This window comes from Candidatus Neomarinimicrobiota bacterium (assembly GCA_021734025.1).
Lineage (GTDB): Bacteria > Fidelibacterota > JAANXI01 > JAANXI01 > JAANXI01 > JAANXI01.
Map to the genome: position 1 here is coordinate 1 of JAIPJS010000015.1, position 14,577 is coordinate 14,577.

Here is a 14,577-nt window from a genome sequence, read left to right on the forward strand (position 1 = left end):
TCCTGTGTCTGTGATACATTTCGTGTTGGTAGTGACCGCTTTAGCGGTTTGTAATTAAAAATTATTGGTGTATTCAGTGTTTTTCAGTGGTAAGTCTTTTTTGTATTTCTTTGCGTTTTCTTCGCGTTCTTCGTGGCTTAATGGTTTATTTGTATTTATCTGCTTGATCTGCGTCATCAGTGTGCTATTCAGTTTCAGATCGACGCAGCCACCATCTGAATAATATCCTCCGTATCCATCTGATCCGCCAGACCGTTCTCGTTGATGCCGTCGCCGATCATCGTCGCACAAAAAGGACAAGCCGTGGCGACATTGTCAGGTTCCACAGCCGCCGCCTGGTTCACGCGCTCGTTGTTGACCTTGGTATGCCCTTCGGTCTCCTCCATCCACATGCGTCCGCCGCCAGCGCCGCAGCAGAAGCCGTTCTCCTTGCTGTTTTCCATTTCCACTAGTTCCACCTCGGGAATCGCCATGAGCAGATCCCGGGGATCTGCATAGATGTCGTTGTGCCGACCGAGATAACACGAATCGTGATACGTAATCCGTTGCGCGCGTGGTTTTGATAAAGTCAGCCGCCCACCGTCCAGCAGCTGTTTTACAAATGTCGTGTGATGGATGACCTCATAATCCCCGCCAAACTGCGGGTACTCATTCGCAAAGGTATTGAAACAGTGCGGACACTGTGTCAGCAGCGTCGATATGTTGTATTCTTTGAACGTCTCGATATTCTGTTCCGCCAGCATCTGGAATACATATTCGTTTCCGATGCGCCGCGCCGGATCGCCGGTGCAGACCTCCTTCTTTCCAAGGATGGCGTACTTCACTCCGGCAGCGTTCAGGATCTTCACCATCGCCTGCGAGACCTGCTTCGCCCGATCATCGAACGCACCAGCGCAACCGATCCAGTAAACAATATCCAATTCCTCCGGATCGACCTCGGCAATTCGCGGCACATCGAGTCCCGCCGCCCACTCTTCTCTGGTAGAACCGGCCAATCCCCAGGGATTCTGCTGGTTCTCCATGTTTTTGAACGTCGTGGCGACCTGTTTTTCGATTTTCGCTTCTTCCAGCACCAGACTGCGCCGCATATCCACGATGCGGTCGATAAACTCGATATTCAGCGGACACGCCTCCTCACATGCCTTGCAGGTAGTACACGCCCAGAGAACGTTCTCCTTGATGATATCGCCCACGTATGCCGGGCCTTCTATGGCAGTTGCCGAGCCATTTCCGTTTCCATTCGACTTGAGGCTGGCCTTCAGCATACTCACCAGGGCGCTCTCGTGCTCGTCGATGTATTCCCTGGTGTGGATATTAATCTCCTTGGGATTCAGCTCCTTCCCGGTAGCGAAGGCAGGACACGCGTCCTGACATCGACCGCACTCGGTACAGGTGTAAACGTCCAGGAGATCCTTCCAGCGATGGTGATGGACTTCGCTGACTCCGAAATGTTCCAGCTCCTCAAAATTCATGGGCTGGAGCGCGCCCTTTTCCAGCGCGCCGAAGTAGACGTTGAACAGCGCAGTCACCACATGAAAATGCTTGGAGATCGGTAACCAGTCCAGGAAGAAAAAGAGCGCGAAGATGTGCAGCCACCACGCCACGTTGTAAATGACAATATTCGTAGCCTGGGAATAGGTAGCAAACCAGCCGGCGAATAGTTTGCCCATATAGGTCGGGCCCTCGAAGTGCCCGTTGGCGATACTGGCGCCGCCGATGATAAAGTCGGTGACCATCAGAATAAAAATAAGTCCGAGCACCAGATTGGCATCGAAGGAGAGAGTTAGGCGACGCGGTTTGACGAAAAACCGGCGATACAATGCGACAAGGACTGCGATAATCACGATCAGCTCAAAGGTGTCCCGGAATACCAGATAGAACTGTCCCAGCGATTGATCCGGCGCAAAGCCGGGAAGGTAGAAATTCGGTGCGAATCCCTGTCCCACCAGATGGATAGTGTTAATAGCGACAGCAATAAATCCCCAAAAGATGAACGCGTGCATGAGCCCCGGCCAGATATACCGCTTTTTAAGGATCTTCTTCTGACCCAATGCTACCGTAATAACGTTTTTCACACGCTGCCACGGCCGGTCGAACCGATCCTGAGATTCCGCCAGACGCAACACTGTCATCCGGCGATAGATGAGCCAGGCGAAGACACCTATTGCAAGCAATATCGTTACCAAGTACAGCGCCATTCCGATTAGATTACCGGTTGGATTCATAGCCGCTCCTTTGGAGTAACTCCAGGGTTATCCCGGATTGAATAAAGTGACGTGATTGTCTCTGTTGGTAAAATTAATTTGGAAATAATATAACCGGTTATCCGCCGTAACGCCAACCGGTATCTCGCAACAGGAGCGGTTCCATTTCCGCCCGATATTCTCCGTCCACCACCTCCGCGATGAACAGATGATGATCCCCGATTTCCGGCAACTCCCGTACCTTACAAATCAAGTGAGCCGGCGTACTCTCCAGTATCGGCAGGCCATGGTTTCCATCCATGGCAAACGGGACGCCATTCATTCGACCGTTCTCAATGGATGCTGGACGAAAAAATCGGCTGGCCAGTTGCTTTTCACCGTCCGGAACGACGTGCAGCGCAAAACGTCCTGCTTCTTTCAGTATATCGTAAATTTTGGTGTCGTTTTTGATGGCCACTGTGATCAGCGGCGGTTTAAACGAACACTGGGTCACCCAGGTCACAGTGCTGGCAGCAATTTCGTCACCTGATTTTGTGGTACAGATGAACATCCCGTACGGGATCATCCGCATTATCTTCTTACGTTCAGTCGAGTCCATAAAAGCGTTACTTCGCTGCGTCGCTGAGGATCGACTTTACGGTATTATAATCCTCTTCCGGTAGACTGTGGACATTCCCCTGGAAGGCCAGTTTCCAGTGTTTATCCGGCCATTTCCCGATGTACTGGAGTTTGTCTTTGAACACCTCAGAATCGACCCAATCTTTCTCATCGAGAATCAGTTCCGGCTTTATCTCTATCCGCCAGGGATAGTTCTCGCCCTCCTTCTTGGATTTCCAGATGATCTCTTCGCCCTCGAAAAACGTGGAAGTCACCTCAGTGATCCCGGCGAACTTCTGAATACCGGTGACATAATACATCAGCTTATCACCGGGCTGCATCTCCATGGCCTTTTTCCGGTGCCGGGATTTCACACCCTGCACGGAGAAATCGCGTACCTTTGTCGCCTCAAAATTTTCTTTGCTGCTGACAATCATCCAATATTGCGCCATGTTTCTTTTTCCCCTGTATGTCGATAGTTGTAGAGCAAGAATATAGAACCGGCCCGGATCAGAATCAAGATGGGGAGAAAGAATGAATTTCCAACCGCAGAATATCGAATGATGAATGTCCAAGTTCCCCACCTTCCCCCGATAAGCACTACTTCCGTGGTTAAATATTGGAAATTGGATATTCGAAATTTATCATCCACCGTTCGCTTTCCCGTTGGAAACCCATAGCGGTGCCGTGAATTATGTTATGTCACCGGATGATGACCATCTCATTGTAAGCGTCAACGGCGAGTACTATCTCGTTGACGCCAAACCCTCGGATTTAAAAGATGCCAAACCGCTGGACCTCAGCGGGATGGAAGCCAAGGTGGATTACCGAGCCGAGTGGCGGGAGATCTTCGAGGAGGTCTGGCGTTACCAGCGGGATTACTTCTTCAATCCGCAGATGAATAACGTCAATTGGGATTCCATGGCGACAAAATATGAGGTGCTCTTGCCATATGTCTCCCATCGGTTCGATCTGAACTATGTCATCGGCGAGATGATCGGCGAACTCTCCAACTCTCACACCTACGTGGGCGGCGGCGATTATCCGGAACTCGACCGGGTGGAGTATGGGATGCTCGGCATCCCGGACAGCCTGCACCTGGACATGCCGCGGATCCCGGATTTCGATAAGCCGTATCCGGAGGAGTATTACGAGCAATTGGATTCGGAGTAACCAGATAAATGCAGAAACTGCGGATAAACACCGATTAAAAATATAAACAATTATTGTCTACTTAATATTGCGTAAATTAAACTTCTGCCTGTGACTCTCGCCGCGGCGGGGTCGCCGGCAGTTGGAGTTTGTTAAAACGCGCTTCAAGTTACGCGGCACATAAATAATACGGCGCTATTATTCGTCACTGATTTTGAGTACTGCCGCTCCCCTGATCCGGCTCTCCTTAATCAAATTCAATACCTTATTGGCATTTTCCAGAGAATAGGCTTCAATATCCGTTCGGATAGGGATTTCCGCGGCGAGCTGAAGCAGCTCTCTGGCGTCTTTCCTGGTACTATTCGCTACCGTTTGGATAGTGCGCTCCCCGTAAATTAAATCATATTCGAATTCCGGGATATTACTCATATGGATGCCTGCACTGGTAACGGTACCTCCGCGCCGCAGTACACGAAGTGCATCCACGACGATCTCCCCGGCCGGCGCAAAGATGATGCTACCGTCCATGAGTGCGCCGGGATCATCTTTGGAACTGCCGGTCCAGACGGCTCCCAAATCTTTGGCGTGGCGACGGTGATCTTCGGAACGCGTAAAGACATAGACATCACAGCCCCAGTGGATTGCCACCTGGATAGTGACATGCGCTGAGGCACCAAAGCCATACAGTCCCACATTTTGTCCTGGTTCAATATTAGTCAGGCGCAACGCCCGATATCCGATAATACCGGCACAAAGCAGCGGTGCTGCTTGCATATCAGGAAATCCCTCCGGTATGGAGTAGATAAAATCAGCCGGCGCAATTACGTATTCGGCATAACCGCCATTCACATCTTTGCCGGTGAACTTCGCATTTTCACACAGGTTCTCAAGTCCCTTTTTGCAGAACTCGCATTCCTGGCAGGTGGAGTATAGCCACGGGACTCCGACACGGGTACCGGGTGCCCAGTCGGCGACGCCCTCTCCCAGATCGTCGATAACGCCGACAATTTGGTGGCCGGGGATCAACGGTAGTTCCGGGAGTTCGAGGTCACCTTCTATCTCGTGCAGATCGGTATGGCAAACGCCACATGCATTTACTTTTATCCGCACCTCGCCAGGTCCCGGCTCGGGCTTCGGAACGTCTTCGAGATGCAACGGGTTATTGGTGATAGATTGCTGTTCTTTCAGGAGCATCGCGCGCATAGCATCCTCCTCTCGTTACGTACCCGGAACCCGGACACGCGAATTCAATTCAATGAAAAAATAGTCAGGGTGATTTATAAGAGTCTGTCTGGTATTCGGAATCGTCAGCCTGTTTCGCCTGTCGCTCACGACGCCAGTCCCGGAAGGAAATGACCAGCCAGATTGGAAGTAATACGTAAATGGCGATATTAATGTACTGGTCTGCCAGGTTGGAGGGCCACGGCAGTGGCGTAAACACGAAAAAGTCTGTCACCCGCCCCAGTACAACGGTTTCCCAGGGATTGCCCGTCGCTCCCATAAGCAGCGCGATATATCCGGCGAACAGGTGGCGGTTTACGTCATTTTTCGGAAGTTCCGCCCTGTTTTTGACCATCAGGCCGATTAATATCAAAACGGCAATTAATCCCAGTGATTGAACTAATCGAAAATTTCCGATTTCCCCAAAGATGTAATGGTATCCTCGGTTATACGTTAAATGCCACTTCCAGAATGAGATGCTGGTGTGGATGGTCTGCTGCACCGGCAGCGCAATATTGGCGATCCATTTGGTGAAAAAGTCCAGTCCAATGAGGAAAAATCCAATGAGAATCGGAAAGCGGGAATCTTTGAGGGCATTTTTCATAGGATGGAATCTACGATGAGGCCAGAGGATTTACAATATTGTATTGCGGTAGAACAAATGGGTATAAGGTATAGGGGTATAGGGTGATCCATCCGCTTAAAGTCCGCGAAGCGGGTTTAAGCGGGATAAAAGACGGAGAAGAGAACAGATTGAATATCCAATCCCGAATTTCCAATATCCAATGTCGAAGTACCCTGCAACCAACGCTCAGGAATGAAGAATCCAGAATGGAAATTGAAGAAGGAAAAAGTGTAAAAACTGGAGACAGGAGGCCGGCTAGAATATAACTGTACCAGCCGGGTTGTTCCTTTCTACTTTCTCCCATCTCCTTTCCCCAAATGAATAAAAGTGAGTAAGATTGTCCCAATGGAGTCCCTGTGGGAAACACTTGAACACCTGAACACTATAAAACTGATGTTAGTATCCAACTCGCAAAATATCGTACCAATTTGGCGTAGTTTTCTTCGCTTCCTGTTCCGCTCCAATTTCTTTAATAGTGCAAAATCCATTTGGTCCTGGCTGGTAATGATCTCGGTGTGCGCCGGCAATCACAGTATACTTCCACCATTTTTTCGGCTGGGGCAAATGCTCCCTTGAAACGGCTAAATGTATCCTGCCCTCCCTGTGGCGGATCATTGAAAATTTTGCTGTCTGAGGTCGATACTCCGCAATTGTGTTTCCAGCGGCATTAACCAGGCGATAACCGCTTCCAAGGTACAGGATGAATTGCATCGAACCTGCGGATTCGGGCGTGGTGTACTGTGCATTCTGTCCGAAGAGAGGGGTGCCCTCCGAGTCACCGGTATGTATTCCAATGGCAGCATATGTCAATGATGAGCCGGGTTCCCAATCCCAGGGGGATTGTGTGAGGGTATCGAATGTCAGGTCAAAATACACATTTTTTTCATCGTAGCGTACCTGCGCACCAGTTAAGTCAAATATTCCGTCCTCGTATATTGGGTTTTCCGGATAGGTATAGTTTTGTTCCGGGCCTAAATCATCACCAACCGGGTCTTTAACGTCCAAAAGAGTGCGAGCCTCCGGGTTGTCCGCAGTTGCCTGCTTTTCACTTATCAGAGGATACTTTGCAGCGCGGATTCCAGGAAAACCCGGTGGTAAACTCGGTGTTACGAAGTGAAATGGTTTAAGATAGGAGTTCGGAAATTTTGAAGGCTCTGCCGTCGTTTTCAATTCGGTCGTTTCAAGCATATACTGCCCTGACTGTTTATGAAATGTGATGATAACCGGCTTATCAGTTTTGCCCAATCGGAACGGACTTCCAAGCGAATATATCGTATCATTTTTCCGTAATTTCAGTTGAATCGTGATCGGTTTTCCGTCGTTTTGTAGCGCAAATTCAAACGAATTATTCGATGCACTATAACCGACGTGAATATCCCGTTTTCCCATAGAGACCGAAGTCCGGACTGTATCGACCCCTTCCGGGAGTTGTGGAAACAAAGTAAGTTGATTCTCCATGGCATTTGGAGTAATCCCAAAATAATCCTGGTGCCAGGTTCTGAGGAACTCCGCAATGTTCCACGCGCGGGAATAATTGCCGGCGAGGTTTATTGATTCGTCCGGGCTCCTGGATCCAGGTAGTAGATTTCTTGGGAGTGCATCGGTCATGCCTGAAACGGAGCCAGCCATCCCCCGGTGTAAAATTTTCTCCATCAGGTCTTGTGTAAGAACATAAGCGGAGTCGACCTCACCGAATTTTACCAACCCGGAGATCACCGGACCGGATAGCCATGGCCAAACGAGTCCGTTGTGATATGATGCATCTTCAGGGTAAAATTGTGGAAGGTTGTGATACGGGTGAAAATTGCCGTCAGATTGAGCCAGAGAGGCCGCCCCCCAGGTATAGACGGTTGAATTTACCACCGAACGCATGACCGCTCCCTGCATCTCCGGAGAGATGAGTCCATCTCCCAGGTTTACAGCAAACGCCTGGTTCGGGCGTATAGAAGAATCCGGTGTGTTATTGTAATTTATATGATCGTAAAGTGATGTCCCGGACTCATTCCAGAATAGATCCATAAATCGATCCGCCAGTTGCTCTTGCACCCGCTTCCATCGTTGCGCATCCTCAGTTTTTCCCAGCATCTCCGCCAATAATCCCCCAACCCGGAGCTGGTCATACCACAGTGTCTGAACTTCAACTGCCCGGTTTCCCCGGGGACTCCACGGCCCGTCAGGGCCCAGCTCATCCATCCAGGTTTCATCGGCTCCGTGTTCCACCATACCGTCATCGTTAACCGAATTACTGAGCCTTCCCTCGATTGCTCTCTTTATCACCGGGTACATCTCGTTGGCGAAGACCCTATCCCCGGTATATCTGAAATATTCGTAAACCGACAGAACGAACCAGGGCGTTACGTCAGCCGAACCAAACCTACTGTGCCATGGGGTAATTCGTGATGGAACGCGCCCATAATCCACATGGGTTGGATCGGTTATTTGGTATGCTGAAAATGCCCGAATGATCTCTCTGGCGGCATCATAATTACCGTTGACCAGTGTTGCCCCCGGCAGTGAAACGAATGTATCGCGTCCACGGTAGTCGTCGAGTGGAGGCAACCCGGTATATATGCCCTTCCCACCCTGATTGACAATATGTGCATCCAGGTTAACCCGTGCCCACAAAAGCGCTTTGTTTACGAAAGGATTATTGGTCACGGGATGGTCGACCATTTTCTGCATAATTTTTTTCCGACGGTCCAATCCCGTCTGCCAGGAGTCCACCTGCTTTTGATGCATTTGTCGATCGCCTGCAAAGGAGATAATAACCCGGGTCGTATCCGAGATTCTTCCACTCCACTGGACAGGTGCTGATGATACTCTATCGCCGGGAAAACCTTGAACCGAGGATGATGGACGCCGTGTCCATTTTCCCGGTTTATCCACCGATATGAAAACCCGTACCGCTACCCCGGATTCCGTTTTATAACGCGGCTGTAAAAGTTCTAGTGTTCCCGCTGTATCTATAACCTGCACCGGGTGCTTTACAAATGTGGGGAGCAATGTAACTTCCTGCACTGATGATGAAATGAGTTCATAGACGAGTACATGATGATCATCAGGGAAGTAGAGATGTTCGGTAATTCCCAGCGAACGGTACCGACGCACCAGGTGTGTGGGATGCACTGTTGTCTCTGCCACCGAGCGTGGGAGGAATTTTCCATCTTTGGAAATAAGCAGATCTTCGAAGATTGCCTGCTGGCGATAACTTAATCCCTGAAACCCCGCAGAATGGTATCCATTGGTTTCACCGGCCCAAACGGCATCAAGGCGATTTGTAAACGCGTATACCCGGGAGGAATCCGGCCGAACTCCGATAGAGAAATCTTGCCCCGCAATATCGATTGGCATGAGCGCAGTCGCCAGAAAAAATACTAATGCAATGATCGAATAAAGTGTTTTATCACAAGAAAGCATCATTTCCCTGATCCGGAAACGTATCGATCAGCCCACGCTGCGATCAGATTACCTACATATTTGGCCTGATCCTCCTCCAGCATCAGGTGGCCCATCTCATCAAGTGATACGTAGCTCTTGGGATGCCGTGCAGTCTGAAATATTTCGGCCGCGTTCCGGATGTCAACCGTATCGTCCTGTGGCGAGTGCAGAATGAGCAGTGCCCGCTCCAGATCGCGGATAAATCCCTCCATTCTGGTCTGCTCCAGGTCCCGAAAAAATTGTTTTGTCAACGTAAAGGTTTTTCCACCGATGGTGACATCCGCAGCACCTTTTGACTTCACTTTCTCCCGCTTCTCCTGGAGAATACCGCTCAGGTGATTCGGATTGGACGGTGCGGCGATGGTGACCACCGCTTTTGAGAACGGGATGTCGTGGGCGGCCTGCAGCACAGCGGCTCCCCCCATTGAGTGCCCAATCAGCAGAGTGGGGGCTTTATGGTGTTCATCCAGGTACTCCGCGGCAGCGATGAGATCATCCACCGTCGACGAAAAATTCGTCTCCGAGAATTCCCCTTCGCTCTCGCCTATGCCGGTAAAGTCGAACCGCAATACCGCGATACCGTGATTGGTTAACGCCCGGTTGATGTTCACTATGGGCTTCAGGTTTTTTCCACAGGTAAAACAGTGAGCAAAAAGCGCAAATGCTTTTGGCGATCCTGACTCCGGCATATCCAGAAATCCAGCCAGCTCATGACCGTTGTTATTTGTGAACTTTATACGCTCGGAAGGCATTCTTTGCGATTCCTCCTAATTTCATTTCAATCCATTTATTATTGCTAAATTACGATAATTTTATAAAAGTCGTAATATTCATAAAATTGATGGTCGGTTGTGGTTAGTTGTTCGTGATCAGTATTCATCTTTTTCCTTCACGATTTCTTTGCGTCCTTCACGGGTTTGCGAGATATTATTCTCATCCGCGGTCACCCGTTGTATCTTCGTTATCTGCGTGCTATGTTTTTCTGATGCCGAACAGAAGGAAAATAAGCAAATTTTTAAGCTACGTATTGCGACACAACCCGGGGAAAATCGGACTCTCTCTGGATCCCGCGGGCTGGGCGCCTGTTCCGGAACTCCTGAAGGGCGCCAGAAAAAATGGAATACACATCGGACTGGATGACGTCAAAGATGTAATTGCGCAAAGCGACAAGACCCGGTTCACCATATCTGAAGACGATCAATATATCCGGGCGACGTATGGACATTCCATTGATGTGGATCTCGATTACGAACCCCTGGAACCACCGGCAACCCTGTATCACGGGACCGCCCGGCGGAATATCGAACCAATTCGGAAGAACGGAATCCGCTCTCAAAACCGGCAGTTTGTCCACCTCTCACAGGATACCAAATCCGCGAAAAAGGTCGGGAGTCGCCACGGGAAACCGGAAGTCCTCACCATCTCTGCTAAACAGATGAAAGAGGACGGTTTCACCTTTTACCAGTCCGATGCGGGAATCTGGCTGACAAAGAAGGTTCCGGCTTCGTATATTACCTTTCCGGAAGACATTAACAGATAGCACGCGGACCGTCTTTGGCGGTCCGCAGATGGAACAGATTGACACAGATACACCGAAAAACCAATATATTTTGCACTAAATATATTCGTGTAACAGTTGTTATTAAGGGTTTTCAGTAGTCATCTGCTGTTTCTGCTTCATCAGATAGTTAAATTTTTTGAGGAATTATGAAACATGTCCTTATCGTCGCGAACGGGGAGCAGCCAAAGCCACCCCAGCACTGGAACCGTATAAAGCGTGCGAATCCGCTTATTTGCACTGACGGCGCCGCCAACTGGTTGTTGGAGCGGGAGATTACTCCCGATGTCATTATCGGGGATCTGGATTCCCTGGATGAGAGTCTCCGGGACAATCTTGACCACGAGACCATCAGACACGTCCCTACCCAGGACAACACGGATCTGGAGAAGACGCTACTGTACGCTCTTGATCAGGGATATACTGCAGCAACAGTACTCGGCGCGACGGGCAAACGGGATGACCAAACCCTGGCGAATTTATATCTGCTGGTAAAATATTCGGATAAAATCCACATCCAGCTGCTTACAAACTACTCCACCATAGAAGCGGTCACCGGTGAATTCACCACCCGGGTTGAAAAGGGGCAGACTATCTCCCTGCTTCCCGTGGGGAAAGTCTCTGGTGTTACCACCAAAGGGTTGAAATATCCGCTGGAGAATGAAACCCTGGAGATCGGCACCCGCGGCGTCAGCAACCTGGCGGCGGACGAGGAAATCACCGTGTCGGTTACATCCGGAACGCTGTTGCTCTTCCGTAACTTCGATTAAGGAAAAAAGGTATAGGGGGATAGGGGACAGCAGTGTTAGAGTGTTATAGTGTTCCAGTTGGTGCTGTTTCTTCATCTTAATCGGTTTTACTCAAAGGAGAAATCAGTACGGAAAAGGGGAGAGAAAAAACGCAAAACGGGAAAGTCTGTTCGTGATTCAATGTTTTTTATAGTGCGAGAGTCGTTATTTGTGAATAATTACAAAATGTAAAATGGTGAATAATCTAACTGACAATTGAATACAAACAACGCCCGCTAAAGCAGGGACTACCAACAGGCTGGACGTTTCGAATCAGAGATCAAAGGTTCCCGACTCACTACGTTTTTAACTATAACACAGTAACACGGTAAAACGGTAACACAAAAATAATGTTTTCAACTCGAATACTTTAACACTGTATTAATGCCTGAATACAATATCACCGTATCGCTCCATCCCATAGATTACCTCCTCATCGGAGCGTATATCGTTGCATTGGTGATTATCGGATTTCGGTTTGCGCGGTCGAAGCTCGATCAGACTGAAGATTACCTCCTGGCCAGCCGAGCCTTAACACTGCCGGGATTCGTCGCGACGCTTGTCTCCACCTGGTACGGCGGGATCCTCGGCGTCGGCGAATTTTCCTATCAATACGGATTGTCTAACTGGATCGTATTCGGCGTTCCCTATTATATTTTCGCCGGATTTTTTGCGCTGTTCCTGGCAAAGAAAGTGCGGGACAGTAACCTGTATACTATCCCGGATCGGCTGTATCAGTATTATGATAAAAAAACCGGTCTTCTCGGCGCGTTTTTCACGTTTCTCATGGTTTCACCCGCACCATATATCCTGATGCTTGGTATTCTCATCAACCTCCTGTTCGGCTGGACGCTCCTGCCATCGATAATCGTCGGAACGCTTTTCTCCATTGCCTACGTCTACTTTGGCGGATTCCGCTCGGTTCTTCGGACGGATTACCTCCAGTTTGGATTGATGTTCGCCGGGTTTTTGGTCATGGTTTATCTGGCATTTCAATCGTATGGGGGACTTGATTTTCTGCAATCGGTACTACCGGAATCGCACCTTTCCTGGAGCGGCGGGAATTCGATTCAGTATATCCTGGTCTGGTTTTTTATCGCAATCTGGACGCTGGTCGACCCGGGATTTCATCAGAGATGCTACGGTGCCCAATCGGGCAAAGTAGCGAAAAACGGGATTCTCATTTCCATCGTTTTTTGGGCTATTTTCGACTTTCTCACCACAACAACCGGCCTCTATGCCCGGGCTATCCTGACGGACGTCCCGGCGCTTATGTCCTATCCATTGCTTGCTGAAGAATTACTCCCACCAATTCTTAAAGGACTTTTCTATGTGGGACTGATCGCCGTAATTATGTCCACCATTGATTCCTTCTCATTTCTATCGGCAGTGACAATCGGGCGGGATTTTCTGTGGCGCCTGTTCGGCGATCCGGACAACGATCGGTCTTCATTTTATTCGCGAATCGGGTTGATTATTACCGGAGTGGTCGCGGTCCTCATGGTTATTACTATCCCCTCGGTTATTGATCTCTGGTATACTATCGGCACCCTGCTGATTCCAGCATTGATTTATCCGCTTTTGGCGACGTACTTCAGCCGCAGAATTATTACCGGAAATACCGCCTTCATGGTGAGTCTCACCGGGTTCGCTGTATCAGCGCTCTGGTACGGTTTAGGCATGATGAATCAATCGGGCGGGTGGCCGCAATATCCGCTGGGTATTGAACCGTTATATCCGGGTTTACTGGCTGGCGGAGTTATTTATTTTGTGGGATGGGTAATTATCGGTCCAGCCAAAAAAAGAACGAGAGAGGTATAATACCTTGCCTGATAGCCAGAATAATGGTCGGATTATTCAGGACTATCGACTCCGTTTGGAAATCTTACATTTCAACTATAACTGACCAAACTTAATACTCGCCGTAAAAAAACTCTCTTCCCGTTGCAGAAATTCCTGAGCACGAATTTTTACCAACCGATTCAACTCCGCAAATTCCAGTGGATACTGGCTGGTCGCATCGACGACTACTTCCATCTCCCTCCGGAATATCTGACGATTCTGCAGCATAATGCCGTAATAGCGTCCATACAGAAAGTGGTTTTCCAGATATGCGCCGTTATTGGTAATAGCTTTCTCAAAAGCCAGTTTTGCCATATTTAGGTCGCCATCGGGACTGATGGTGTATAATAATCCCCGGAGTCGCTGCACAGCGCCATACCGAAAATCCGGGCTAGCCAGTTCAATGAGTTTGATAGCGTTTTCCAGTCGATTTCTCGCCACGACCCGATTCACCGGCGGTTCATCCACAAGCCAAAGCAGCGAATTTATGCTCCACCAATACAAGGCACGAACGGGAATATACCGGAGGGTATCCCGGACAATCCGGGGAGAATACATAGCATCACTACTTAAAAAGCTCATGACATCCGGCCTGGTCTGCAATACCCGCAAAGCCGAGTGGCGGCCCTCGTCATAAAGCAGGAGACTACTGTCCCGGGAGACATCGGAATACGTCGCATAGTTAAAACACACTTCGCTGAGCGTTTCCCGGTACCATCGGGCATTTTCATCCCTGGGCTCAATTTGTTTCAAATATTGATAGGCTTGGCGTAGAGAGTCCCGGTTACTCATAGACTCGTATGCAGTCTCAAACAGTTGGCGCATCCTCTCAGGCGTTATCTGTTGTGACTGTGGTTTGGTTTGTCCGGCGTCAGAACTAAATAGATTAAAACTCTGACATCCAGTTAAAAGTGTCACCAGGAATACTGCTGCTACGATATACAGGACGGAGTAATGCCCCCAAGTATTTCCGTCCATTCTCTCCCCCATTGGATGTCCCCTAATCCGTCTAAATTCCCCTCAAAACGGTGCATAGAATAGGTCGAACACGAAAGAATGTCAACGATTATTACCGTGCGCCATATCGACCGGATTTCCGGCCTGCCGTTTTCTTTTCATACATGCGGCAGTAATATCGCCGTTTCACCTAAG

General features: G+C 49.3%; 12 protein-coding genes. 4 read left to right on the top strand and 8 right to left on the bottom strand.

Annotation, left to right across the window (positions count from 1 at the left end; all coding sequences use genetic code 11):
• Positions 1 to 194 precede the first annotated feature (194 nt).
• The 3 genes from K9N57_13795 to K9N57_13805 form a co-directional block, all read right to left on the bottom strand.
• Entirely contained in the window at positions 195 to 2,225 is a 2,031-nt protein-coding gene (locus K9N57_13795; GenBank protein ID MCF7805253.1) for a 4Fe-4S dicluster domain-containing protein, read from the bottom strand.
• 97 nt (positions 2,226 to 2,322) lie between these two features.
• A complete protein-coding gene (locus K9N57_13800) occupies positions 2,323 to 2,802 on the bottom strand; it encodes a flavin reductase family protein (GenBank protein ID MCF7805254.1) in 480 nt (159 codons plus the stop codon).
• A 7-nt stretch (positions 2,803 to 2,809) separates the two neighbouring features.
• Positions 2,810 to 3,253 carry an EVE domain-containing protein gene (locus K9N57_13805; protein ID MCF7805255.1) on the bottom strand — a complete coding sequence of 148 codons (444 nt, stop codon included), beginning with the start codon at positions 3,251 to 3,253 and terminating at the stop codon, positions 2,810 to 2,812.
• A gap of 247 nt (positions 3,254 to 3,500) precedes the next feature.
• Here K9N57_13805 and K9N57_13810 point away from each other — a divergent pair, with 247 nt between their 5' ends.
• Complete coding sequence (locus K9N57_13810; protein MCF7805256.1) at positions 3,501 to 3,974, top strand: hypothetical protein; 474 nt, start codon at positions 3,501 to 3,503, stop codon at positions 3,972 to 3,974.
• A gap of 177 nt (positions 3,975 to 4,151) precedes the next feature.
• Here the strand turns inward: K9N57_13810 and K9N57_13815 are convergent, their stop codons facing one another.
• The 4 genes from K9N57_13815 to K9N57_13830 form a co-directional block, all read right to left on the bottom strand.
• A complete protein-coding gene (locus tag K9N57_13815) occupies positions 4,152 to 5,156 on the bottom strand; it encodes a zinc-dependent alcohol dehydrogenase family protein (GenBank protein ID MCF7805257.1) in 1,005 nt (334 codons plus the stop codon).
• 64 nt (positions 5,157 to 5,220) lie between these two features.
• Positions 5,221 to 5,778: a signal peptidase II gene (locus tag K9N57_13820; protein MCF7805258.1), complete on the bottom strand. Its 558-nt coding sequence runs from the start codon at positions 5,776 to 5,778 to the stop codon at positions 5,221 to 5,223.
• Between the two features lie 417 nt (positions 5,779 to 6,195).
• Positions 6,196 to 9,150 (bottom strand): hypothetical protein, encoded by a 2,955-nt coding sequence (locus tag K9N57_13825; protein ID MCF7805259.1) that lies wholly within the window; start codon positions 9,148 to 9,150, stop codon positions 6,196 to 6,198.
• A 65-nt stretch (positions 9,151 to 9,215) separates the two neighbouring features.
• On the bottom strand, positions 9,216 to 9,989 hold the full coding sequence (locus K9N57_13830; protein MCF7805260.1) for a lysophospholipase: 774 nt from the start codon (positions 9,987 to 9,989) through the stop codon (positions 9,216 to 9,218).
• 233 nt (positions 9,990 to 10,222) lie between these two features.
• Here K9N57_13830 and K9N57_13835 point away from each other — a divergent pair, with 233 nt between their 5' ends.
• From K9N57_13835 to K9N57_13845, 3 genes are all read left to right on the top strand, one after another.
• On the top strand, positions 10,223 to 10,777 hold the full coding sequence (locus K9N57_13835) for an RNA 2'-phosphotransferase (GenBank protein MCF7805261.1): 555 nt from the start codon (positions 10,223 to 10,225) through the stop codon (positions 10,775 to 10,777).
• 167 nt (positions 10,778 to 10,944) lie between these two features.
• A complete protein-coding gene (locus K9N57_13840) occupies positions 10,945 to 11,565 on the top strand; it encodes a thiamine diphosphokinase (GenBank protein MCF7805262.1) in 621 nt (206 codons plus the stop codon).
• Between the two features lie 402 nt (positions 11,566 to 11,967).
• A complete protein-coding gene (locus K9N57_13845) occupies positions 11,968 to 13,404 on the top strand; it encodes a sodium:solute symporter family protein (protein MCF7805263.1) in 1,437 nt (478 codons plus the stop codon).
• A gap of 75 nt (positions 13,405 to 13,479) precedes the next feature.
• Here K9N57_13845 and K9N57_13850 read toward each other — a convergent pair whose 3' ends face one another.
• On the bottom strand, positions 13,480 to 14,403 hold the full coding sequence (locus tag K9N57_13850) for a TRAP transporter TatT component family protein (protein ID MCF7805264.1): 924 nt from the start codon (positions 14,401 to 14,403) through the stop codon (positions 13,480 to 13,482).
• Positions 14,404 to 14,577 lie beyond the last annotated feature (174 nt).

What these genes read in the sequence shown, in the direction of transcription:
- K9N57_13795 (MCF7805253.1), bottom strand. Translation starts at nt 2,225, where the DNA reads ATGAATCCAACCGGTAATCTAATCGGAATGGCGCTGTACTTGGTAACG.
- K9N57_13800 (MCF7805254.1), bottom strand. Translation starts at nt 2,802, where the DNA reads ATGGACTCGACTGAACGTAAGAAGATAATGCGGATGATCCCGTACGGG.
- K9N57_13805 (MCF7805255.1), bottom strand. Translation starts at nt 3,253, where the DNA reads ATGGCGCAATATTGGATGATTGTCAGCAGCAAAGAAAATTTTGAGGCG.
- K9N57_13810 (MCF7805256.1), top strand. Translation starts at nt 3,501, where the DNA reads ATGTCACCGGATGATGACCATCTCATTGTAAGCGTCAACGGCGAGTAC.
- K9N57_13815 (MCF7805257.1), bottom strand. Translation starts at nt 5,156, where the DNA reads ATGCGCGCGATGCTCCTGAAAGAACAGCAATCTATCACCAATAACCCG.
- K9N57_13820 (MCF7805258.1), bottom strand. Translation starts at nt 5,778, where the DNA reads ATGAAAAATGCCCTCAAAGATTCCCGCTTTCCGATTCTCATTGGATTT.
- K9N57_13825 (MCF7805259.1), bottom strand. Translation starts at nt 9,150, where the DNA reads ATGCCAATCGATATTGCGGGGCAAGATTTCTCTATCGGAGTTCGGCCG.
- K9N57_13830 (MCF7805260.1), bottom strand. Translation starts at nt 9,989, where the DNA reads ATGCCTTCCGAGCGTATAAAGTTCACAAATAACAACGGTCATGAGCTG.
- K9N57_13835 (MCF7805261.1), top strand. Translation starts at nt 10,223, where the DNA reads ATGCCGAACAGAAGGAAAATAAGCAAATTTTTAAGCTACGTATTGCGA.
- K9N57_13840 (MCF7805262.1), top strand. Translation starts at nt 10,945, where the DNA reads ATGAAACATGTCCTTATCGTCGCGAACGGGGAGCAGCCAAAGCCACCC.
- K9N57_13845 (MCF7805263.1), top strand. Translation starts at nt 11,968, where the DNA reads ATGCCTGAATACAATATCACCGTATCGCTCCATCCCATAGATTACCTC.
- K9N57_13850 (MCF7805264.1), bottom strand. Translation starts at nt 14,403, where the DNA reads ATGGACGGAAATACTTGGGGGCATTACTCCGTCCTGTATATCGTAGCA.